The sequence below is a fragment of the Finegoldia sp. genome (assembly GCF_046991905.1).
Taxonomy (GTDB): Bacteria; Bacillota; Clostridia; order Tissierellales; family Peptoniphilaceae; genus Finegoldia.
Genome location: NZ_JBKWZF010000021.1, coordinates 13,070 through 36,142, shown reverse-complemented (window position 1 = coordinate 36,142; position 23,073 = coordinate 13,070). Strand labels below are relative to the sequence as shown.

17 protein-coding genes, 1 pseudogene and 1 other annotated feature are annotated in these 23,073 nt (G+C 32.6%); of the genes and pseudogenes, 3 read left to right on the top strand and 15 right to left on the bottom strand.

From position 1 onward, the window contains the following. The 3 genes and pseudogenes from ACLUJM_RS08805 to cysK form a co-directional block, all read right to left on the bottom strand. Positions 1–609: pseudogene (locus ACLUJM_RS08805) on the bottom strand (hypothetical protein); the annotation flags it as partial. Between the two features lie 92 nt (positions 610–701). Then, positions 702–1,226, bottom strand: a complete 525-nt coding sequence (gene epsC / locus ACLUJM_RS08800) for a serine O-acetyltransferase EpsC (protein WP_294685877.1) — start codon at positions 1,224–1,226, stop codon at positions 702–704. After that, complete coding sequence (gene cysK / locus ACLUJM_RS08795; RefSeq protein WP_294685876.1) at positions 1,213–2,109, bottom strand: cysteine synthase A; 897 nt, start codon at positions 2,107–2,109, stop codon at positions 1,213–1,215. Before cysK ends, epsC begins: the two co-directional genes overlap by 14 nt. Before the next feature lie 108 nt (positions 2,110–2,217). On the opposite strand from cysK, the gene ACLUJM_RS08790 reads away from it, so the two are divergent. Further along, entirely contained in the window at positions 2,218–2,883 is a 666-nt protein-coding gene (locus ACLUJM_RS08790) for a Crp/Fnr family transcriptional regulator (protein ID WP_102164269.1), read from the top strand. Positions 2,884–3,017: 134 nt separating this feature from the next. Here ACLUJM_RS08790 and ACLUJM_RS08785 read toward each other — a convergent pair whose 3' ends face one another. The 10 genes from ACLUJM_RS08785 to ACLUJM_RS08740 form a co-directional block, all read right to left on the bottom strand. Then, positions 3,018–4,616: a heparinase II/III family protein gene (locus ACLUJM_RS08785; RefSeq protein ID WP_154272419.1), complete on the bottom strand. Its 1,599-nt coding sequence runs from the start codon at positions 4,614–4,616 to the stop codon at positions 3,018–3,020. 190 nt (positions 4,617–4,806) lie between these two features. Beyond that, on the bottom strand, positions 4,807–6,864 hold the full coding sequence (fusA, locus tag ACLUJM_RS08780) for an elongation factor G (RefSeq protein ID WP_294685874.1): 2,058 nt from the start codon (positions 6,862–6,864) through the stop codon (positions 4,807–4,809). A gap of 363 nt (positions 6,865–7,227) precedes the next feature. Continuing rightward, complete coding sequence (locus tag ACLUJM_RS08775) at positions 7,228–8,343, bottom strand: 5-methyltetrahydropteroyltriglutamate--homocysteine S-methyltransferase (protein ID WP_294685873.1); 1,116 nt, start codon at positions 8,341–8,343, stop codon at positions 7,228–7,230. 25 nt (positions 8,344–8,368) lie between these two features. Next, entirely contained in the window at positions 8,369–9,211 is an 843-nt protein-coding gene (locus tag ACLUJM_RS08770) for a MetQ/NlpA family ABC transporter substrate-binding protein (RefSeq protein ID WP_294685872.1), read from the bottom strand. An 11-nt stretch (positions 9,212–9,222) separates the two neighbouring features. After that, positions 9,223–9,879: a methionine ABC transporter permease gene (locus tag ACLUJM_RS08765; RefSeq protein ID WP_294685871.1), complete on the bottom strand. Its 657-nt coding sequence runs from the start codon at positions 9,877–9,879 to the stop codon at positions 9,223–9,225. Next, positions 9,879–10,883: a methionine ABC transporter ATP-binding protein gene (locus ACLUJM_RS08760; RefSeq protein WP_294685870.1), complete on the bottom strand. Its 1,005-nt coding sequence runs from the start codon at positions 10,881–10,883 to the stop codon at positions 9,879–9,881. The genes ACLUJM_RS08765 and ACLUJM_RS08760 overlap by 1 nt, the downstream gene beginning before the upstream one ends. A gap of 50 nt (positions 10,884–10,933) precedes the next feature. After that, positions 10,934–11,194, bottom strand: a binding site (T-box leader). Between the two features lie 101 nt (positions 11,195–11,295). Then, positions 11,296–12,363, bottom strand: a complete 1,068-nt coding sequence (locus ACLUJM_RS08755; RefSeq protein ID WP_294685869.1) for a hypothetical protein — start codon at positions 12,361–12,363, stop codon at positions 11,296–11,298. Positions 12,364–12,368: 5 nt separating this feature from the next. Beyond that, the gene (locus ACLUJM_RS08750) at positions 12,369–14,897 is read right to left on the bottom strand and encodes a ribonucleoside-diphosphate reductase subunit alpha (RefSeq protein WP_294685868.1); all 2,529 of its coding nucleotides are present in this window, start codon (positions 14,895–14,897) and stop codon (positions 12,369–12,371) included. 167 nt (positions 14,898–15,064) lie between these two features. After that, a complete protein-coding gene (locus ACLUJM_RS08745) occupies positions 15,065–15,670 on the bottom strand; it encodes an ABC transporter ATP-binding protein (protein WP_412412645.1) in 606 nt (201 codons plus the stop codon). A 2-nt stretch (positions 15,671–15,672) separates the two neighbouring features. After that, the gene (locus ACLUJM_RS08740) at positions 15,673–17,358 is read right to left on the bottom strand and encodes a hypothetical protein (protein ID WP_412412644.1); all 1,686 of its coding nucleotides are present in this window, start codon (positions 17,356–17,358) and stop codon (positions 15,673–15,675) included. 189 nt (positions 17,359–17,547) lie between these two features. On the opposite strand from ACLUJM_RS08740, the gene ACLUJM_RS08735 reads away from it, so the two are divergent. Next, positions 17,548–18,237, top strand: coding sequence for a DUF554 domain-containing protein (locus ACLUJM_RS08735; protein ID WP_412412643.1), 690 nt, complete (start codon positions 17,548–17,550; stop codon positions 18,235–18,237). Between the two features lie 1,479 nt (positions 18,238–19,716). Here ACLUJM_RS08735 and ACLUJM_RS08730 read toward each other — a convergent pair. Both ACLUJM_RS08730 and ACLUJM_RS08725 read right to left on the bottom strand, forming a co-directional pair. Then, positions 19,717–20,061, bottom strand: coding sequence for a PqqD family protein (locus ACLUJM_RS08730; RefSeq protein ID WP_412412642.1), 345 nt, complete (start codon positions 20,059–20,061; stop codon positions 19,717–19,719). Beyond that, the gene (locus ACLUJM_RS08725; RefSeq protein ID WP_412412641.1) at positions 20,048–21,973 is read right to left on the bottom strand and encodes an OPT family oligopeptide transporter; all 1,926 of its coding nucleotides are present in this window, start codon (positions 21,971–21,973) and stop codon (positions 20,048–20,050) included. The genes ACLUJM_RS08730 and ACLUJM_RS08725 overlap by 14 nt, the downstream gene beginning before the upstream one ends. Positions 21,974–22,189: 216 nt before the next feature. Here ACLUJM_RS08725 and ACLUJM_RS08720 point away from each other — a divergent pair, with 216 nt between their 5' ends. Next, positions 22,190–22,795 (top strand): hypothetical protein, encoded by a 606-nt coding sequence (locus ACLUJM_RS08720; protein WP_412412640.1) that lies wholly within the window; start codon positions 22,190–22,192, stop codon positions 22,793–22,795. The last annotated feature ends 278 nt before the right edge of the window (positions 22,796–23,073 follow it).

The window sequence follows — 23,073 nt, the reverse complement described above, 5'->3', positions numbered from 1 at the left end:
ACCTATTCCATCTATATGTGCCAATCCAAAAAATCCAATAACATCTCCTTTTGTCCTGTTATATGTATTCATAAAGTTTTCTGCCATCATTTTGTCTCTGTACTCACTGGCTTTTAAGTCATCAACTTTTTCCTTGTCATAGAAATTCTTACCTTGTTCTATAGCCTTCTCAGTAAGTTCAATATCTTTTTTATCGCCTTTTTCTTTTGCTAATTTAAGATAATCCTTGCCTATAATATCGTATGAATGTCCCACATCTACACCGTAGAATTTAATATCATTCATTTCTTTTTTTATTGTCTTGAAATATTCGATATCGTAATCATAATCATAGTTTCCGTATTTTTTAATAACATCATACATTTTGTTCAAATACTCATCATTATCTGATTTCATCCACAAATTAAGATATTGTGCACCATAATGAGAATCCTCCAAAAAATAATTCCTACCACCTTTTTTGTAGTAATCTCTCAAAATGTTTAACTCTTCATTATAAATAGGTTTTATATCGTGATCTTCTCCATACAAATACACTTCCCTTTTTCCAATGCTACATGAGCACAACATTAAAAGCATCATTACAATTGCAAATATTTTCTTTTTCATAAATTCCTCCTGCTAGCTTATAAATCCATTCTACCACAAAATAAAAAAATCTCCTCAGCAAATTTAATTGCCAAAGAGATTTGTGCTCAATATTAATGGTGTCTTATTATTTTTGCAGGCATTCCAACTGCTGTACAATCACTTGGAACATCATGTAAAACAATTGCACCTGCGCCGATTTTCGCACGATCTCCAATTTTAATCGGCCCCAAAACAGTCGCTCCAGTTCCAATTACAACATTATTTCCTACAATCGGATGACGTTGGTGATCTTTTTCGTTGCCAGTACCACCAAGCGTTACGTTATGATAAAAGTGACAATTATCCCCTACAATCGCAGTCTCTCCAATCACAACTGCCATTGCATGATCTATGAACAGATTCTTGCCGATTGTCGCTCCTGGATGAATTTCAATTCCAGTTTTACACCTCGCTCTTTGTGAGAAAAACCTGGCAAGAGTTGTGTGCTTTTTTCTGTAAAAATAATTTGCGATTCTGTGATAGACCAACGCCTTCACTATAGGATACATAAATATCGCTTCTAATTTTGTGCGACATGCAGGATCTTCTTTTAAAATAAAATCACCATATTCAGATAATCTTTTAATTAGCTTCATGTTCAAATAATTCTGTCGACAAGTACCTTTCTCCAGTATCTGGAAGAACAGTAACTATCGGCCCATCAACTTTCTCTAACATTTTTAATGCTCCAGCAACATTTGCCCCCGAAGAAATTCCCACCAAAAGTCCTTCTTCTTTTGCAAGACGTCTTGCCATATCCAAAGCATCGTCACCTTTTACAGTGATAACTTCATCTACCATATCCTTGTCCAAAATTTCTGGAACAAAGTTTGCTCCAATTCCTTGGATTTTGTGTCCACCAGCTTTTCCAGTGCTCAACAACGCCGATTCTTCTGGTTCAATAGCCCACACTTTAACATCATTATTTTTTCCTTTTAAGAAATGTCCTACGCCTGTGACAGTTCCTCCTGTACCAACTCCTGCAATGAATCCCTTAACTTCTGGTAAATCGGAATAAATTTCAGGTCCTGTGTATTTTTCGTGAGCTAAAGTGTTATAAGGATTTGCAAATTGGTTTGGCATAAAATAATCTCCAGTAGCTTCCAATTCCTTCGCCTTATCAACAGCAGCTTGCATTCCACCTTCGCCAGTCAAAATAATTGTCGCACCATAAGCTTGCATCAATTTACGTCTTTCGATAGACATTGATTCTGGCATAACAATTGTAACTTCGTAGTCCAAAGTTTTACCAATCATTGCAATCGCAATTCCCGTGTTACCACTTGTTGGTTCAACAATCTTCATGCCTGGTTTTAATAAACCATCATCAATCGCACCTTTTATCATTTCAAGAGCTGCTCTGTCTTTGATCGAACCAGTTGCATTTTCCTTTTCAACCTTAACATAAATATTTCCATTTCCTATGTTTTTCAATCTAACAAGTCTTGTATTTCCAATAGTATCTAAAATATTTTTCATTTTTCTCTCCTTTGTTTCCATATATAATAAAGCACATTTGATTTTATATCTATAGTTTAATATAATTTAATGAAAAAGTACGTTGTTAAAACAACATAAGGGATGAATATGGAAATATTAAAATCAGAATTATTTAAAAACTTCTCAAAACAAGAAATCGAACAACTATTAAACTCAAATTTTATTTACCAAAAATCCTACAAAAAATACCAATACATATACAAATCTGGAAACACAACAGACACATTCGGGTTAATACTCAAAGGAAAAGTTAGATTAGAAATCACAAATTATTGGGGAATTAGAATGATACTTTCAAACAGGAACAAATTCCAAATAATCGCAGAGTCCTACGCAATAAGTGGCGAAAAATTAATCATAGATGTAGTTGCAAGTGAAGACTGTGAAATCTTGTTCATAAAAACAAATGAAATTTTCTCAAATCACAACGATTACAACGACAAATTAATCAAAAATCTTCTCCTCATATTATCTAACGACAATTATTCACTATCACAAAAACTTTGCCAATCCTCCTTCAAAAAAATTCGACAAAAACTATCCGTGTACCTAAGCTCTGTCGCCCTAAAAAAAGAAACCAACGAATTTGACATACCATTTAATAGACAAGAACTAGCAGATTACCTAAACGTCGACAGAAGTGCACTATCGAAGGAACTAATGGAAATGAAAAAAGAAGGACTACTTGATTACAACAAAAACCACTTCTCACTCCACAAAAACTTCAAGGAAGAATACTTCTACGTAATCTAGTCAGTTCTAGTCTTACTGAATCTGATTAAGCCAGATTTTCACAAGCGAGATGTTTGCTTGTACGTTAGCAAGCCTTACGTTCTCACGCTAAAATACCCCTATCAAACGATAAGGGCATTCTCTACTTAGTATAATTATTTTAATTCAATATCAACTTTCATTTCTTTATCTATTCCATTACAATCAACTTTAATTACTTTTGTACTTTGTGGAGGATTTTGATAGTAAACAGAATAATAAAAATCATCTGTTAAACTCACTTCATCTTCAGTAATTAACTTTCCAATAAGCTTGTCGCCTCTATAAAGTTCAACAACATTTTTTCCTAACTTCTTCTTGATTTTAGGTTGAATTGAAGGATCTAAGTGAAATAGTCTAGTGTACTTATGTTCTTGTTTGTCCAATGATTTTACAGTATCAATTATCGAAATATTTGATAAGTCTTTGTTAAATCTTATATTCCTTTTGAAAGTAATATTTGAAATTCTTTTAGTCACACCTGACATTTCCCATGGAGAATCTGTTTTTGTTATTTTTACATCCTTACCCTTAAATTTATTTCCATCGTCTACAATTAAAGTATTATGAGCTTCAAAATCTGTTTGGTATTTTGTATGAGGATTAGATTCTTCATATCCATACGAACCAAATTCAGTAAATATATTACCGTCCTTATATAGCCAAAAACTCAAATCATCGTTATGATGGTGAGGATTCTTGATGTAACCACCCCTAAACAAAAGAAAAGCTTTTTTGTCCATATTTTTGTAAATGTCATAACCAGATTCATAATAAGTTTGTCTTTTGTTAGTGTTTCTATTATTTAAAATATCATCACTATAATAATCATTTAGATTAATCTTCATCGACCAGGAATCACCAATATTAGGTATGATTCCACTTGGAAGAAGAGTTTGGTAGGCAAAATCTGCGGATTTTACGTAAATTTCCTTTAATTCATTGTAATTTGGAATCACATTTTCGTCATAATTATCTAAAACTTTTTTTAATTCAGCAACTAACACATAGTGATATTCAGATGAATTTTCCAAATGGACACCATCATTATCAAAGTTATCTTTAATATATTTTTCTATTCTTTTACTGCATATATCTTTTATGTCATCTCTACCATATTTTACTGCATACATAAGACCTGCTTCATCTTGAAAAAACCCATGATTGTTATTACCAGAATAGAAATCAGTAAATGCAAAAAGTTCTGCGGTTTTCTTCAAATTATCGTCAAGCAATTCTTCATCTTTATTAGACAATTTAAAATCTAATTGTTCAGTTTTTTTAATAAAGTTTAGAATATTCGTCATTCTAAGAGCAGTTGTTTCATCATGCCATGACATTTTACTTTTATCAAACTCCATTTGCTCTACAAAAGAAATAATCAATGAATACCCTTCTTTTATATATGAAATATCCTTTGTATCTTCATACGCATTAAAAAAATCGTCTAAAAAAGAAAATCCATAAATCAATCTTTGAAAAGATCTTTCTATATTACTGAAAGCTTTCCAATCTCCATCAAATTTATATGTCTGTTCTTTACCTTTAAAATCAATAACCATTGTACCATTGATAATTTTATCTGCAGTAATTTTTGATTTCGAATTATTTGTTTGCTCAATTTTTTGTTCTGGTTTATTATTTAATTTTTCTTGCCCACAAGCAGACAGAACAATAGACGATAATATAACCAGACATAAAATCCTTAACTTCATATTAACTCCTTGTATGTATTTTTCATATATAATATCAATATTAGCTTACAATAAATCAAATGTATTTGCAATAGAAATAAATAATAGATTAACATATACTTAAGTAAGCCTTGTGCTTTCACGCTAATATCTCAACACTTACGCTCTCACGCAAAAATGCCCCTATCAAACGATAAGGGCATCTCTAATTTTATTGTTCTTTAATTATTTCTTCTGTAACATTAGAAGGAACTTCTTCATATCTCACAAATTCCATTTCAAATTCTCCCCTTGCTTGAGTCATTGATCTCAAATCTATTGAATATTCAAATAATTCTTTATGAGGAGCTTCTGCTATTACGATTTGGTTTCCTTCTTCATCAGATTCCATTCCCAAAATCTTACCACGGCGTTTATTCATATCTCCCATTACATCTCCCATGTATTCTTCAGGGATTTTGATTGTAACTTTCATAATAGGTTCCAACAAAATTGGTTTTGCTTCTTCGATACCTTTTTTGAATGCGATTTGAGCTGCGATTTTGAATGCCATTTCGTTTGAATCTACTGGGTGATATTTTCCATCGTAAAGTATTGCTTTAACACCAACTACTGGATATCCAGCCAATGGACCTTTTTCTAACGATTCTTCCAAGCCTTTTTCAACTGCTGGGAAGAAGTTCTTAGGAACAGCTCCACCGAATACTTCTTCTTCGAATACGAAAGTTTCTTCAGAGTCTGTCAATGGTTCAAATCTAATGAATACATCTGCGAATTGTCCTGCACCACCAGATTGTTTTTTGTGTTTTCCTTCTACATCTGATTTTGCTTTGATAGTTTCACGATATGCTATTCTCAATGGAACAATTTCTGTTTCAACTTGGTATTCGTCTTTTAATCTGTCCATCATTACTTGAAGTTGAACATTTCCACGTCCACCTATAAGCAATTGCTTAGTTTCATTATTTCTTTCAGATACAAAAGACAAATCTTCAGTTTGCAATTTAGTTAATGCACTAGAAATTTTATCGTCATCTGATTTTGATTTTGGTTGAATTGCAAAGAATAATGTTGCAGGTTTTAATTTCAAACGTTTGTAAACAGTCGGATCATTCTTATCAGAAATAGTATCTCCTGTTTCTGTTTCTACTAATTTGCTTATAGCTCCAATATCACCTGCGTGAACTTCATCTGTTTTGATTTGTTCCTTACCACGCAAGAAGAACAAATCTCCAATTTTTTCTTCAGTTTCTTTGCTTGAATTATATATTAAAGTATCTTTGGTTATTTTACCTGAAATAACCTTAAATATTGAAATCTTTCCAACAAAAGGATCCACAATTGTCTTAAATACAACTGCACTCATTGGTTCATCAGCAGAGAACTTACGTTGTTTGTCGTCTGCATGTCTGAATCCGTATTTCGCTCTTTCATCGTCAGGTGTTGGCATGTATTTTTCGATGATTTCTAATAAAACATCAACACCTATTCCAGTAAGAGCACTACCTGCTATAAGTGGTACGCAAGTACCTTCAAGTAACGCTGATACCAAAGCTTTTTTGAATTCTTCGTGTGTAAATTCTTCTCCGTTGAAATATTTTTCCATCAAATCATCATCTGTTTGTGCTACAACTTCACAAATTTCGTCAAACACAACATTAACTTCTTCTACTCTATCTTCAGGAATAGGAACTTCTTTGAATTCAAAACCATTGTATTCAAAAGCTTGTTTGTCTATAACATCAATTACGCCCTTGAAGTCTTCTCCTTCGCCAAGTGTCAAAGTGAATGGAATGATATTCTTACCAAATCTTTCGTGCAAATCACTTACGCACTTGTTGAAGTTAGCGTTTTCTTTGTCCATCTTATTAACAAATATAATTCTTGGAAGATCGATAGATTCTGTATAACGCAATACTTTTTCTGTTCCTACTTCAATTCCATTAACTGCATCTATAACGATAAGCGCTGCTTCAGATGCTCTTAATGATTGGTACACTTCTCTTTCAAAATCAAAATAGCCCGGTGTATCAATGAAATTTATTTTTATGTCGTTGTGTTCAACAGGAATAACAGAGCTGGATATAGAAATACCCCTCTTCATTTCTTGCTTAGAATAGTCAGAAACAGTGTTTTTGTCCTCAACTTTTCCCACTCTGTTAATCACTTTGGTTAAGTATAGGCATGCTTCAGTGAGTTGAGTTTTTCCACTTCCACTATGCCCAACCAAGCTGAGGTTTCTAATTTTGTTTGTCGGATAAGATTTCATAATTGTGCCTCCTATTATTTATAAGAAAACATTTGCAGTTTTGTTACATAATTTAATACGCAAGTTGATAAATAAGTTTCCCATAAAATATTTATAATATCGTTTGCAAAATGACCGCAACGTTTCTCTTATATTATTAAAATATATATACCCAAAAATCAAAAATCCTAACACAGAAAAAATTTTTACAAAAATCGATTTTTGCATTATAATTAGATTACAACCGAAGGTACTTACCGTCCATTAGTACTTTCATATTTTTTCAAGGTGAGCAGATAATAAGCTCACCTTTCCTTTTGCTCAAAAAAATTACAGGCAATTTTCATTGCCTGCAATTTATAAAAATGAGATAGATATGATTGCTTATTTTCCCCAAACTTTTTCAGCTATTTTTTTGATTAATTTTAGCTTTTCCCATTGTTGGTCAACTGTTAATATGTTTCCATTTTCGTTAGATGAAAATCCACATTGTGGACTTAGACACAATCTATCAAGAGATATGAATTCAGATGCTTTGTGAATTCTAGCGATTACTTCATCTTCATCTTCGAGTTGTCCTCTTTTTGATGTGATAAGTCCAAGAACAACTTTTTTATCTCCAGAAACGTATTTTAATGGTTCAAATCCGCCGGATCTTTCGTCATCGTATTCAAGATAAAATGCATCTACGTTTTCTTGTGCAAATAATATTTGTGCGATTTTATCGTAGGCACCACTTGCTGCATATGTTGATTCGTAATTTCCTCTGCAAACGTGCGTTGTTATTGTCAAATCTTCTGGTCTGTCTTCCAGTGCCAAGTTGTTTATCTTCAAATATTTGTTGGCTTCATCATCCAATGAAACTGCTTCTCCGTATTTTCTGTTGATATAATCAGAATCTACTAACATTCCCCATGTACAATCGTCAAATTGTATATTTCTGCAACCTGCTTCGTACAAATCTTTGATTACTTGTCTGTAAGCTTGTGCGATGTCTTGTTCTAACTTTTCATAATCTGGATAGATTTTGTTAGTTATTGCTGCATTATCTTCTCTGAATAACTCAACTAATAATTGCGCCGGTGCAGGTATGGTTTGTTTTGCGATTGTGTTTTCATCTTCGAATTGTTTTACGAATTTGAAATGTTCTACGAATGGATGATTTTCGCCTGTGATTTTTCCTTCAACTTGTACAGATGTATGGTAAGTTTCCTTGCCATGGAAGTAGTATCCATGGTCAAGTTCAACTCTTTTTATTCCGTTTAATCCCCAGAAGAAATCCAAGTGCCAGCTTTTTCTTCTGAATTCTCCATCTGTTATCACATGATATCCTAGTTCTTTTTGTTTATTGATTAATTCTTTGATGCTTTCATCTTCTACTGATTTTAGCTCTTCTTTTGTGATGATTTCCTTATCAAAATCAGATCTTGCTTTTAATAATTTTTCATTTCTCAAAAAACTTCCTACATAATCAAATCTAAATGGTACGTGTAAACTCATCTTTAATCTCCTCCTTAAATGTTTCTTATTTTGCTGGTATTATTTCTCCATCGAATTTTTCTTCGATATATTTTCTAACTTCGTCTGATTGGAATGCTTCTAATACTTTCTTGTAAGTTTCGTTGTCTTTGTCTTCTTCTCTTGCTGCTATGATGTTTGCAAATGGGTTACCTTCTGATTTTTCGATTGCAATTGCATCTTTCTTTGGTGATAATTTTGCTTCTAATGCAAAGTTTGAGTTGATTACAGCAATTGCAGCGTCTTCGTATGCTCTTGGAATAGTTGCTGCTTCAACAGCTGTGAATTTCAAGTTCTTTGGATTTTCTGCAATGTCTTTTTCAGTAGCTTCTAGTCCTGCGTTTTCTTTTAATTTGATTACTTTGTTATCTTCTAATAATTTTAATGCTCTTGCCCCATTTGTAGCATCGTTAGGAATTATAACTTCGTCTCCGTCTTTTAATTCATCTAAAGATTTGTATTTCTTAGAATATATTCCCATTGGTTCCAAGTGAACTGCTCCCAATGATACTAATTTTGTTCCTCTTTCTTTGTTGAAGTTTTCCAAGTAAGGAACGTGTTGGTAGAAGTTCAAGTCGATATCTTTTTCTTGAAGTGATGTGTTAGGTGTTACATAATCATCAAATTCTTTGATTTCTAGTTCAATCCCATCTTTTGCTAAGATTTCTTTTGCTTTTTCTGCGATTTCTTTGTGAGGTGCTGGAGATACTCCGATTACAACCTTCTTGTTTTCTGTGCTTTGTGATTCTTGTTTTGCACTTTGTCCGTCTTCTTTTTTGCTTTCTTTTTTAGCACATGATGTTAATACCAATGCTAATGCCAATACTACTAATAAAATTTTCTTTTTCATTTTTACCACTCCTATATGTTTTTTTTGTTTAATTTATTTGAAATTTTTGTACCTGAGATTTGTACAATTTCAACCAAGATTATAATTACAACTACTGCCCACAATAATACTTCTGTGTTAAATCTGTCGTAGCCGTATCGTTTTGCCAAGGCTCCCAAGCCTCCTCCACCGATTGTTCCTGCCATTGCAGAATAACCAATCAATGTTATCATTAAGTTTGTTATTGCCAACACCAATTGAGGCAATGATTCTGGAATCAAAACTCTTGTCAATATGTTAAAATTACTTGCTCCCATTGATTTGGACGCTTCGATGATTCCTCTGTCCACATTCAAGAATTCTTGTTCGAATAATCTAGCCAAAAATGGAATTGCACCAACTGTTAATGGCACGATGGATGCTGATGTTCCTATTTTTGTTCCTACAATCAACTTAGATAATGGAAGTAATACTATCATCAATATGATAAATGGAAATGATCTTGTAACGTTAACTATGACATCCAATACCGCGTATAGTTTTGGTTTTGGATTAAGTCCAGATTGTCCAGTTGTATATAAAATAAGTGCCAATGGAAGGCCAAATAAAATTGTGAAAAACGTACTAACTAAAATCATGTACAATGTTTCGCCTGTGGCTTCTAATACCAAATTTAGTAAATCATCCATTATTTAACCTCCTCTACTCTAATATCATTTTCTGTCAAAAAGTCTTTTGCTTTTTGAATATTTTCTTCTTCACCGATAAGTTCAACCACTGTGTATCCAACTCCTGTGGATTGAAGTTTGTTGATATTTCCAGATATTATACTAAAATCTATTCCGGAAATTCTCGCTGCTTGTGATAATAATGGTTTGTTGTAGGATTTTTGGGAATAAGTTAATCTAACGACGTCTCCCTTAAAATCGTCAGCTATTATCTCTTCTTCATCCTCTTCGACAAGTTTTCTGATGAAGTTTCTAGTGACATCTGTTTTTGGATTTTTGAATAATTCTTCTACAGAATTTTCTTCGATGATTTTTCCATTTTCCATCACTGCAATCCTGTCACAAACATCTTTTGCAACTTCCATTTGATGAGTTATCATTATTATCGTCGTTTTGTATTTGTCTACTGATTTTCTCAATATTTCCAAAACTTGTTGTGTGTTTTGTGGGTCAAGTGCGCTTGTAGATTCATCTGACAAAATCACCTTAGGATTAGTGGATAATGCCCTTGCAATCGCAACTCTTTGTTTTTGTCCACCGGATAATTGGCTAGGATAGCTTTTTGCTCTGTCTCTAAGTCCAATGAAATCCAATAGTTCGTTAACTCTTTTTTCTATTTCGTTTTTTGGAATGTTTTGAAGCTTCAATGGATAAGCAATGTTTTCGTAGACGTTTTTTTGATTAAATAAATTAAAATGTTGGAAAATCATACTTATTTCTTTTCTTGCTTCCAATAATTCCTTTTGCTTCAATGATGTTATATCGACATCATCGATCACAACTTTGCCGCTTGTGGGTTCTTCTAATCTGTTTAGAAGTCTTACAAGTGTTGATTTGCCAGCTCCTGACAAACCAATTATTCCGTAAATTTCGCCCTTATCTACTTTGAAACTTACATCATCAACTGCATTAAATTCTTTTTCACTTGTATTAAAAGTTTTCTTCAAACTTAATACTTCAATCATAATCTCACCTCATTTTTGTAATAAAAAAAGCCCTTATGTGACATTCATCACATAAGGGCGAATATATCCGCGTTACCACCTTATTTTTAAATACATATATGCAAATATACAAATATGCATTTTCTCATTGTTCAGTACGTATTCATACCTAGCACAAGATATCGGATGCAACCGGAAAAGTTTAAAAGCAAATGCTATTCGACTTTTCTAACTCCAAGACCATTTTCAACAACTATTCTTTATCTCATTCCACCAAACTGAGACTCTCTGTAAAAGCATTCGTTGCATACTCTTCTTATCAACGTTAATGTTTATTCATTTAGCTTATGGATATATAATACACGCTCCAAAAATATTTGTCAAGCTTTTTTTGAAAAAATTTTCAAAAACTTTTTTCAAGATTTATTTTACACTACTTAAAGTACGGATTTTTGCGCAAATTATCCAATAATTTATCGTAAGTTGTCCAACCCAATCCTAGGTCAGAATACTTTGCGTAAGGGTTGTCTATGCTGTAGTGTCCATCGCAAAATCCCTTGTTAACTAAAATAGGTTCACGAACTTTTGAATATCCAGTGTATAGTTGGTTTTTTCCTCGTTCTACTTCTGGTAATTTCTCCATTATAAGTTTCGGTCTGTTTTCAAATCCGTAGTCTTTTGCGTTCTTGTGTGAAATCGTAGAGTGAGTAAAATCCAAGAAATACATCTTGCCATTTAATCTTGCTCTGTCGATTGAATGGTTACGATATGGATTGGAATTTTTGTCTAATTCATCGTCAGGCAATGAATCTACCCACCAAATTTCAGAATAAATTCCACAATTATTTAGCACATCATTGGCAAGTTCGCTGAAAGAATTGCAAGTTCCCTCTTTGTTGAACAACAAATCACAACCAAATGTCGAGGAAAGTTGAGGATCGTATCTGTAATCGTCAATCAAAACTTTCGCCAAATTTTTCACCGTTTCAAAATCATCCTTGCCTTTTACTTTTTCTGACAATTCGTTTAGTTTGTCGATGTATTTGTAAGTGAATTCCAAGCTATAAGGCTCATCTCTAAAATCTTCGTTCAACACCGATTTTAATTTCATGGAAAAAATAGGCTTACCAATTGAAGAATCCTTCACAAATTTCATATCGCCAACTACCAAATTATCTTCGGCAGTTTTTTTATCATTCTTGTCGTATTCACTCATGAAATTTTCAACTTGTGATTTGTCATTTCCCAAGAACACAAGCTCTTGTTTGCCGCGTGTTTCGTGCAATTTTTTGATAACCTTGATTAATTTGTCCTTTGTATCCACGTATTCGTCGTAATTTATCGACGAATCAATCTCACTTGGTTTTTTGCCATTCAAATCGTCTTTTGGTTGAACTTGCTCAACCTGTGGTTTTTCTTCCACTTTTTCTTGTTTTTTGTTACAACCTGTAACTCCAAGTATAAGAGCCAAGCTCAACATCACTGATAATAATTTTTTCATAAAAATTATGCACTGCAGCTATCGCAGTCCTCCACTTCTAATGATTTACTTCTAACATAATAGATGGATTTGATTCCTTTTTCCCAAGCTCTGATGTATATGTTCAATATTGTTCTCATCGTGTAATCAGTCGTGATGTAAATGTTGACCGATTGTCCTTGGTCGATGTGGCGTTGTCTGATACTTGTCGCATCTACAGTTATATTTTGATCCAATTCGTGTGCATTTTCGTACAACCAGAATGTTTGTGGACTAAGTCCTGGTGCAACACGTGGGACAATTGTACCCTTCTTTTCTTCAAGGAAATATCTACTCATAACTGGATCCACTGCTGCAGTAGTTCCTGCGATTATAGAAGTTGAACCAGTTGGTGCCACTGCCATCAAGTAACCATTTCTCATTCCGTTTTTCTTGATGTCGTGGTACAATTCGTTCCATTTTTCAGAATTGTAATCTCTTAATTTGAAATATTCACCATTTTCCCAATCAGAACCTTCGAAATATTCGTAAGATCCCTTTTCCTTGGCGATTTTATTACTTGCTTTAATAGCGTAATAATTGATTTTTTCGTACAATTTATCTGCAAATTCCAAATGCTTTTCAACATCTGAATACATAATATTATTTTTTACCAAACAGTGATGATATCCACTAGTTCCAAGACCGATTGGACGGTATTTTTTGTTAGTGTACTTTGCGTATTCCAATGGATAGAAGTTCAAATCAATAACATTATCAAGTCCTCTAACTGCAGTTTCCACAACTTCTTCTAATTCTTCATCGTTGTTCACGTCGATATTTCCCAAAACAAGAGAAGCAAGATTACACACAACAAAATCTCCCGGTTTTGTTTTCGTAACGATAATATCGTCTCCGTCTTCTGTTTCTATCGTTTCACTTATAGAATGAATTTCGCTCATATTTTGCATAATTTCTGTACACAAATTAGAAGAATAAATCATTCCCTTGTGTTTGTTTGGATTCATTCTGTTTACAGTATCACGGTTGAAAGTGAATGGTGTTCCTGTTTCTGTCCAGGATTTTATGATAAGTCTAACCAAATCTTTTACTTTAATGCTACGTCTGGAAATACTTTCGTCAAGCACACATTCGTTGTATCTTTTTTCCCATTCGTCTCCGTAATAATCTTCCAAATTATATCCTTTTTTCACAGAGATTTCGTGTGGGTCGAACATATACCAAGTTCCGTCGATATCGTCACGAACCATCTTCCAGAACAAATCAGGATAGCAAACAGAAGGGAACACATCGTGTGCTTTCATTCTGTCATCACCGTTATTCGTTCTAAGTTGCAAAAATTCCAATATATCCTTGTGCCATACATCCAAGTACACAGCTACAGAACCTTGGCGCACTCCCAATTGATCCACTGCAACAGCAGTATCATTTGCAAGTTTAATCCATCTGATAACTCCACCTGCAACACCTTGGAATCCACGAATGTCAGATCCATTTGCACGAACTTTTCCAAAATACAATCCCATTCCGCCGCCGTGCTTAGAAACTTGTGCGAAATTATTTATCGAACGATAAATTCCTTCCAAAGTATCAGGAACAGTGTCTATGAAACAACTTGACAATTGATTGAATGGTTTTCTGGCATTACTCATTGTAGGAGTTGCCACAGTCACTTTTAATGTGGACAAATTATCGTAAATCTTCTTTGCCCAATGAATTCTATCCTTTTCTTTAAGTGCCAAATGCATAGCAATTCCCATGAACATTTCTTGTGCAGATTCCATAACTCTGTTGTCATGAGTTTTAATCAAATATCTTTTGATAATCAAATCCAAAGCACTGAAAGTGAATAACTTATCCCTGTCGTCATCGATGTATTTTCCCAATTCGTCAATATCATCATCTGTGTACACTTCTCTGATGTATGAGCCGTACAATCCTCTCTCATCCAAAAACTTAATCTTAGATTTAAAATCTTGAATATCGTATTGGATTTCTAACTTCTTAATATTTTGTTTCAGATTGTAATTCATAAACAAAGATGCGATATATTCCCAATTTGGAGCTTCCTTGCTAACCAATTCACCAGAAGCCTTGGACAATAAATTCACCATATCGTATTGTGACAAATTAGGCTTAACAAATGATTCAAACTTCAAATACAAATTTTCAATCGAATACCTAGTAGAATCGTAGTGTTCTTGAATATATCTAATGATTTCGATGACTTCTTCATCTGTGATATATCTTTCGAACTCTTGGATAACTTTTCTGTCTGTAGTGTGTTTTGCACGATACAAAATAAAAGATTTTACAACCTTGTATTGACCGTGATCAATCAAAGTAAGTTCCACCAAATCTTGGATTTCTTCAACAGTAACCACATGATTTTTAGGATACTTGTTCACAATAGTGTTTTCAATTTCTTGAGCCATAGCTTCCAGTTCATTTTCCTCTGCGTAAATTCCCACAGAAGCATAAGCTTTTTTCATGGCTAATTTTATCTTCGACCTATCAAAATCGACAATATTACCATCTCTCTTCTTTATTTCCATTATTACTCCCTTTATCGCGTATATAGTGGATTATTAAAACCCAACTACAATTTATAGTATAATTTCCTATTAAATATTACCACAAATCACATGGAAATAATACTAAAAATATATAATAAAATATTTTCAAAAAGCTAAAAATATATAATTTTATTAAAATGTTCAAATCATTTCACATGAGAAATCTTACTTTTACCAAGCTTCAAAATAGGCAAATCATCGACCAATTTTTCTTTTTTGTCACGCAAAATTATGTAGTTAATATTATCCTCATCAAACATAGAAGTGAATTTATAGATGTTTTTTTTGTTAAAAATCTTTGTGTAATTATTGTAGTTTTTGATAATCGCAAAGTGACTATCGGACAATACCACCTTCGCATAAAAAAGTTTGATAATAGTATCCTCATCACATTCTTTTATCTTATTATCCAAATCCACATTCAATTTTTCATTCAAACTATCAATTTTCCTGTAAATTGTTACAGGACTCATCTTGTTCGACTTTAACACCAATGACAAATTATCGTACACATTCAAATGCTCATACAACATAAACTCATCCACAACATAAAACCCGCGATACTTTGATATAACATTGTTGGACAACTCACCGTCTATCATCATCTTGCCACTTGCATATTTTACATTCATAAGTACAGCTATGAATTTATCCAAAGTAATCTTGTTTGAAAAAATCTGACAATTTTCAGAAATTGTGCCATTCAAATTTTCAAAATAATTCGTGCTATAATTTTCAAAAACAATATTCATAACTACCTTCTAACCTTTATCTTTGTAATAATATCCCAACCCAAATTAAAAATCGAAAATATCGCAACCACAATAAATATAATCACGTAATAATAGTTGCTATTCAGTCTTCTAACGAAAAATATTAAAATATCCATCGCACCTTCATTGTAAATGTCAACCATGTGATTAAAATACACACCCGTAAAACAGAACATCACATAAAATGCAGCGAAATTTAATAAAATCGTAATCAAATTAACCTTGTTTGAATAAATTGGAAAAACTACCCACCTGTAGTATTCAAACTTTGTCATATCGTCATTGTGCATCAAATAATTGATGTTGTTGGAAAAGAACCCTATTTTCTGCATTGAATACACATTGTAAGCTATAATAGCAGCTGTAAGTAATCCAAAAGTCAACCAGAAAACAAGCATCAAACTTTGATCGTGAAGCACGTATTGGTCAAATACCCCGAAAATTTTAGTAAACACAAAATCATTCGGAAACATCAGTAACATGAAAATGGACACAATAGACATCAAACAAACAAAAAGATTCAATTCCTTGTCTACTCTGGAGAAAAGCCTCCAAACAATAAGTGACACAATCTCTGCAATCGAAAACACCATCACACTCAACAAAAGACACGCAAACACAACCCTGTAGTCGAATTGCATGAAAAACCTGTCGTAATTTTTCAGAACAAAACTCAAATTTTCCCCTAAAATCGTCGATATTATGATGAAAATATTAAACAACACGAAAATTCCACACAATATTGCATAAATCAACTTAACATTATTTACAAAAAAATTCCTAATTTTAAGCCTTATATTGATGATAGATTCCCTAAAATTATTCGGTCTGATTCCTTTTTCGATATCTTTTACAATCCTTCTAAAATTCACGATATTAGTAGTTTCTAATACGATTAGTATCCCTATAATAATCCTGTCAACTTGATCGATATCAGTGTCACCAATTAGAACAAATACTCCCACTAAAAATATCGCTATCATAATCAAAAACTTGTACAGTTGATTAAACTGCAATTGACCAACACCTGGAATAAGATATAAAGGTTTGAATTTCAAATCGTAATCTTCAGGACTAACCCTCATGTTTTTTCTTAAATCGTATAAGTCTCTACGAAGCTTCTTAACCTCAGTGTTAATCCTCTTCTTGTATACTTGCTTCAAACTTCTTTTGACACTATTAAAATAAACCCTATCAGTAGAATACTCATTGATAATGAACTCCCTCTTATTTTTAGATTTAAGATGCGCTCTTTTTGTTCTTTTATCTGAATCATTTGAATTTCTCATAGAAAATTTGTAGCTTTCGGCTATTTTTTTCAAATAAAACCTGAAATTGAACCCTTTTTCAACATCTCCCGAATTTTTGATAGCATCATCCAAAAAGTTCATGTCATTTTCCATATCTTGGAAAATTTGAATAATACCTTCGCAACGCTTATCCACAAGCTGATTTTTTGTATATATGTAATTGTAATGATTAGATAAATTTTTATATTCATCATAAAAATCAATCTTAGATTGGGCTATGAATTTTTCCACAAGAACTTTGTTCAGCAAACTATCGTTGTGATGAGGAAGACTATGCCTAAATCTAATCACTGAATTATCAAGTTCTTTAAGGAAATTTATCTCTTTATTTTTAATTAATTCGATTGTTTCATTCATATCGAACTCCTAAGTTTAAAATTTTTGATATATTTTTACTCATTTAATATGCAGCTTTTATGTAGCTTGTTTTATTGTGATATTCCATTCTCATATTTTTATCACTTTGAAATGCTACATTGTTAATTAATAAAAATAATACTTTACAAATTGAATAAAATATATTATCATATTTCGTGGAGGATTACGATGTTTTACATAATAATAAATGTTATAGCGGTTGCAGTTGCAGCCTTTTTAGGAAGAGTTTTAAAATCTTTCCTACCTAAAAAATTAATAAAAAGTATAATGGATGTTGTAGCCGTTTGTATTTTAATAATGGGTATCCAAGGAAGTATCAAAACAAATAATTTTATTTTTATATTGATTTCATTGGTTATCGGTGCTATAATAGGTAACGGTCTTGATTTGGATAAGAAATTAGCTAACCTTGTAGAATACCTGCAAAACAAAGTTCCAGACTCATCTGGATCGTCTATGAAAGGCGCCATTGCATTAATAATGCTACAAAATATCGGATCATTAGCAATCCTTGCTCCATTGAATTTAGGATTGAGCGATTCTAGTGACATAATGCAATTTAAAATAATATTAGACGCCATCACAACATTCTTGTTCTCAGCAACATACGGATTCACAGTTGCACTTTCAGGGGTTGTGGGACTTGTGATGAACACACTAATATTCTTATTATCAACATCACTAAGCAAAGTCTTAGTACCAGAAGTAATTGAAAACATCTCAGTAGTAGGCTCATTGTTGATAGTTCTACTTGGTATAGATATGTTAGAAATCAAAAAGTTTAAAATCATGGATTACATTCCCGCAATATTTATTCCAATATTCTGGTTCATAATCAAACAATTACTTCACATCTAAATTAGTTAACAAGTTAGAGGGGAAAACTCTCATGCCTTCAAATTTTCCAGAGTTGTCTCCCCTTACTCCTTTCTTATATAGCACATGAATTATTTCGTGTGTTTTTTTTATTATACCTCATTTCTGTAAATTTCAAACAAAATCAATTTTTTTCGATTATTTTTAAAATTTTTTCAAAAAAACTTCAAAAAAGTGTTTAAAACTTTTTTCAGTGGGTATATATATACTACAATAAAAGATATCTTAATTGTAGAGCAGAACTGTTACTTCAAGTTTATTGATTCCGATGAAAAGGATATATAAACGAAAAAAGCAGGAATACTACCCGTTTTATTTGAAGACAAATAAAACAAGAACCTTTTAACATTTAAACTTAAAACATTAAAATTTAGAAACTTTAAAATTTTATCCTATTATCGAAAACTTTAGTTAATTAAAGATTTAAAGATTGATTCGTTATATCTTGAAAAGCAAGTTTATCTGATAGATATTACTATTAAGGAGTTGGTAAGGAATGATTGAACCAAAATGTCAGTTTAAGTGCAGTTTGCTCGGAAAATAAGAGTTGTTTTCAGAAGAAGGAAGATGACTCTTATTTTTTTGCGTTCTTTTCCTTGTCTTTTTAAGGTCTATCTGATTCTACGATTTTCTATGCATTGTCTAATATTGCCTTATTTTTTTAATTCTAACCCCTGTTTTATTGTAATGTAAATCTAGCTAAACCTTTAAGCAAACAATCGAAGCTAAGAATATCATACGGAGAAAATAATCATAAATTCAAGCGAAGGGAACCGTTAAAAAATTGTGCTGTTTGAGTGCGTAGCACGAGTTCACAATTTTAGGTTCACAAGCTTAGAATTTATTTATTTTCGTAGTCTAGATATTCGTGCAAGATGTTTGCTACTATATTGACTCATGTTTGTCCTGCAATCCCCAATCTAGCGAAACCTTTGAGCAAACAATCGAAGCTAAGAATATCATACGGAGAAAATAACCTTAAATTCAAGCAAAGTGAACCGTTAAAAAACTGTGCTGTTTGAGTGCGTAGCACGAGTTCACAATTTTAGGTTCACAAGCTTAGAATTTATTTATTTTCTTAGTCTAGATATTCGTGCAAGATGTTTGCTCTGGTCTTGTCCCCTGTGTGTTCTGAATCTGTTGAACAGCGAATCCTCATCACAATTTTCTATATTGTCCTACAAACCCTAACACTACGAAACCTTTAAGCAAACAATCGAAGCTCACGAATATCACCATATAAAATTTAATGCTTCTTATGAGCGACGCTTCGAACGATGAAATCTTCATTAATTATTTCTAAAAGAAGATTTCTGAAGTGAGGCTGAGCGATTGAAATCATTAAATTTTACCCAAAGATATTCGTGCGAGATGTTTGCGATAAATCTTACCCATGTTTGTCTTGCAATCCCCAATACAACACAACCTTTAGCACTATACCATTGCATAAAAAAAGAAGCCTTATTCAGACTTCTTTTTGAGTTTAACAATATCATTGTTATATAAAATTTGTATGAATTGAGATAGTCTTTCGTATAGCGGTTCTACCTCATCACCGTATTTTTCTTTCAATTTATTCCCAATTTCTATAATATTACTCTTTCCATCAATCATCCTGAAAACATCACTTCCGTAACTTTCAAGCTTGATGTTGGATTCTTTTGGTGTGAAGAACATCTTTTGAGCAATCTTATCAAAAATATGATTGTGTTTTTTTACTAAATACACAAGATCATCTTTTTCATAAAACTCTATCTTGTCATTGACCTCAGGAATAAATTCTAGGAAATTTTTATTTCGCTTCATTAGTATTTACGTTTTTAATACAAGTTCTAACTAAAACTGCTAATAACAATATGAATACTATTATTGATCCAATTGTGCCAATGTTGAATTTTGAAGATAAGTCAAGAACATCTGCTAATGTCTTGTCGCCAATTTTAATTATAGCAAATGCAGCAAGTAAAATACCTACAACACCTTCACCTGCGATAAATCCAGATGTGAACAATATACCATTTTCTTCTTGTTCTTTTCTAAGTTCTTCGTTTTTAACTTTTCTCTTGTCAACAAATAATCTGATTAAACCACCAGTCATGATTGCTGTAGAAGTGTTAATTGGTAAATACAAACCTACTGCAAATGGTAATACTGGAATTCCAAGAATTTCAACTACAATTGCGATGAATGCTCCAGCGAAAACTAATCCCCATGGAAGTGATCCACCCATTACACCTTCAATTATAAGTTTCATCAACATACCTTGTGGTGCAGGAAGTTCTTCTGAACCATATCCCCAAGATGAATCTAATAACCATAAAATAGCACCGATTACAAGTGCAGATACTGCAACACCGATTAATTCACCGATTTGTTGTTTATATGGAGTAGCTCCAACCAAGAAACCAGTCTTTAAGTCTTGTGAAGTATCCCCTGAAATAGCAGCGATAACACAAATTACAGTACCAATTGAAATAGCCATCAACATACCATCGTGACCAGTATTTCCCATAGCCTTGATTAATATTGAAGTTATCAACAAAGCAGCAATAGTCATACCAGAGACTGGGTTGTTTGAAGATCCAATAAGACCAACCAAACGTGATGATACTGTTGCAAAGAAGAAACCAAATATAACGATAATTATTGAGCCAATAGGTCCAACTGGAATAATTGGTAAAACAGCCATTACAACTGCGATAGCAAGAATAGCTATTCCTATGAATTTCATACTCAAATCTTTTTCAGTACGAAGAACTGAATCTGTACCTAAACCTTGAGCCTTGTAGTCTTTCATAGCATCTCTGAAAGTTCTGATAATAAGTGGCAATGATTTGATTAAAGATATAATACCACCAGTAGCTACAGCACCAGCTCCTATATATCTCAAATAAGTACCCCAAATTTCTTTTACAGTCATTAAAGAAATAGCCTTGTCAGCAGAACCGATGATGTTGTCGCCACCAAATAATTTCATAAGTGGCATAATAACTAACCAACCTAAAGTTGCACCACTTAGCATGTATCCAGAAATCTTAGGACCACAAATATAACCAACACCTACCAAAGATGGAAGTGGGTCGATACCGATACCAGCACCTGAGAAAGATTTAACTGTAATTTCTTTTGACAATGAAGATGGGAATAATTTCAAACCATCAGCAAAGAATTTGTATACAGCAGCCAAACCTAAACCCTTAAATACAAGCTTAGCCTTGGATCCACCTTCTTCACCTGCTAATAAAACTTCTGCACAAGCAGTTCCTTCTGGATATGGAATAACCCCATGTTCCTTAACTATTAAAGCATTTCTCAATGGAACCATGAATAAAACCCCAAGTAAACCACCAATAAGAGTAATAACCCCTATTTCGATTAATGATGGAGCCGGTTCATTCCATTCCTTCATCCAAATAAATAACGCAGGCATTGTAAAAATAGCACCAGATGCAACTGATTCCCCCGCAGATCCTATAGTTTGAACGATGTTGTTTTCCAAAATAGAATCCCTCTTGAAAATCAATCTAATAACTCCCATTGAAATAACTGCAGCAGGAATTGATGCAGATACTGTCAAACCAACTCTAAGACCTAAATATGCATTAGCTCCACCAAATACAATTGCCATAATAATACCAAAAATAATAGAAAACGGTGTAAGCTCTGGCAAAACCTTATCAGCCGATATGAAAGGCTTAAAGTCATTGTTGTTACTCATAAATATACCCTCCTTTTTATATATATAAATATACATTCATATTATACCAAATTGAATTTAATTTGTCAATAATATTTACTATCTTACACTTAAATTCACAAATAAATACTTAAAATAATATTTTGAGATTTTTTAAACATTTTAACAAAAGCAGTTCAAATTTTCTTAAATTAATAGTATAATAAAAGAGTTGGAATAAATTAAATGGAGGTACTTATGAAAAAGAAATTTTTAACAGTATTATTAGTATTATCAATGGTTGTATTGGCATCATGCTCTAACCAAAAAGGATCAGAATTAGAAAGCAAATTAAAAGAAGTAGAAACAGATAAGAAATTTGCACTTGAAAACTTAAACGATGCTAACAACAAAATCAAAGAATTAAACGCAAAAATTCAAGAACAAGAACAAGGCTATAGCTCAAAAGTATTAGTAAATGACCTAACAGCAGAAATGAGCAACGAACAATTGCAAAAAGTATTAGCAAACACAATTGCCTACAAATTAACAGCTGATGATCAAGAGTTAGCAAAAGAAACAACACTTGAAGTAGCACAAATGCCTAAGACATTAAACTTCATCGTACAAATCCCAGAAGATTTAAAATCATCAGAAAAAGCAAAAACAATCTTGAATTTACAAGCACCAAAAATCAACGTAAATGGTAAAGCAGCACAAGTGGAAGAACAAGAAGAACACGATGTAATCAAATACGTAGTAAACTTAGAATCTGCAGGAAAAGAAGCAAAAATCGACCTACCACAAGACATAAACGCAAAATTACAAAGACCAAACCAACAACTTGTAATCAAAGCAAAATAGTAAACACCTAGCCACTAGATAACCTAGTGGCTATCATTTTGCCCTCTTACACCCTTGTTTTTTTAGTCTAATGATTTTATTGAATAGTTTTTTATCTTGGTCTAGCAAATCCCAACATCACGAAACCTTTGAGCAAACGATCGAAGCTAAGAATATCATACGGAGAAAATAAACATAAATTCAAGCGAAGTGAACCGTCAAAAAATTGTGCTGTTTGAGTGCATAGCACGAGTTCACAATTTTAGGTTCACAAGCTTAGAATTTATTTATTTTCGTAG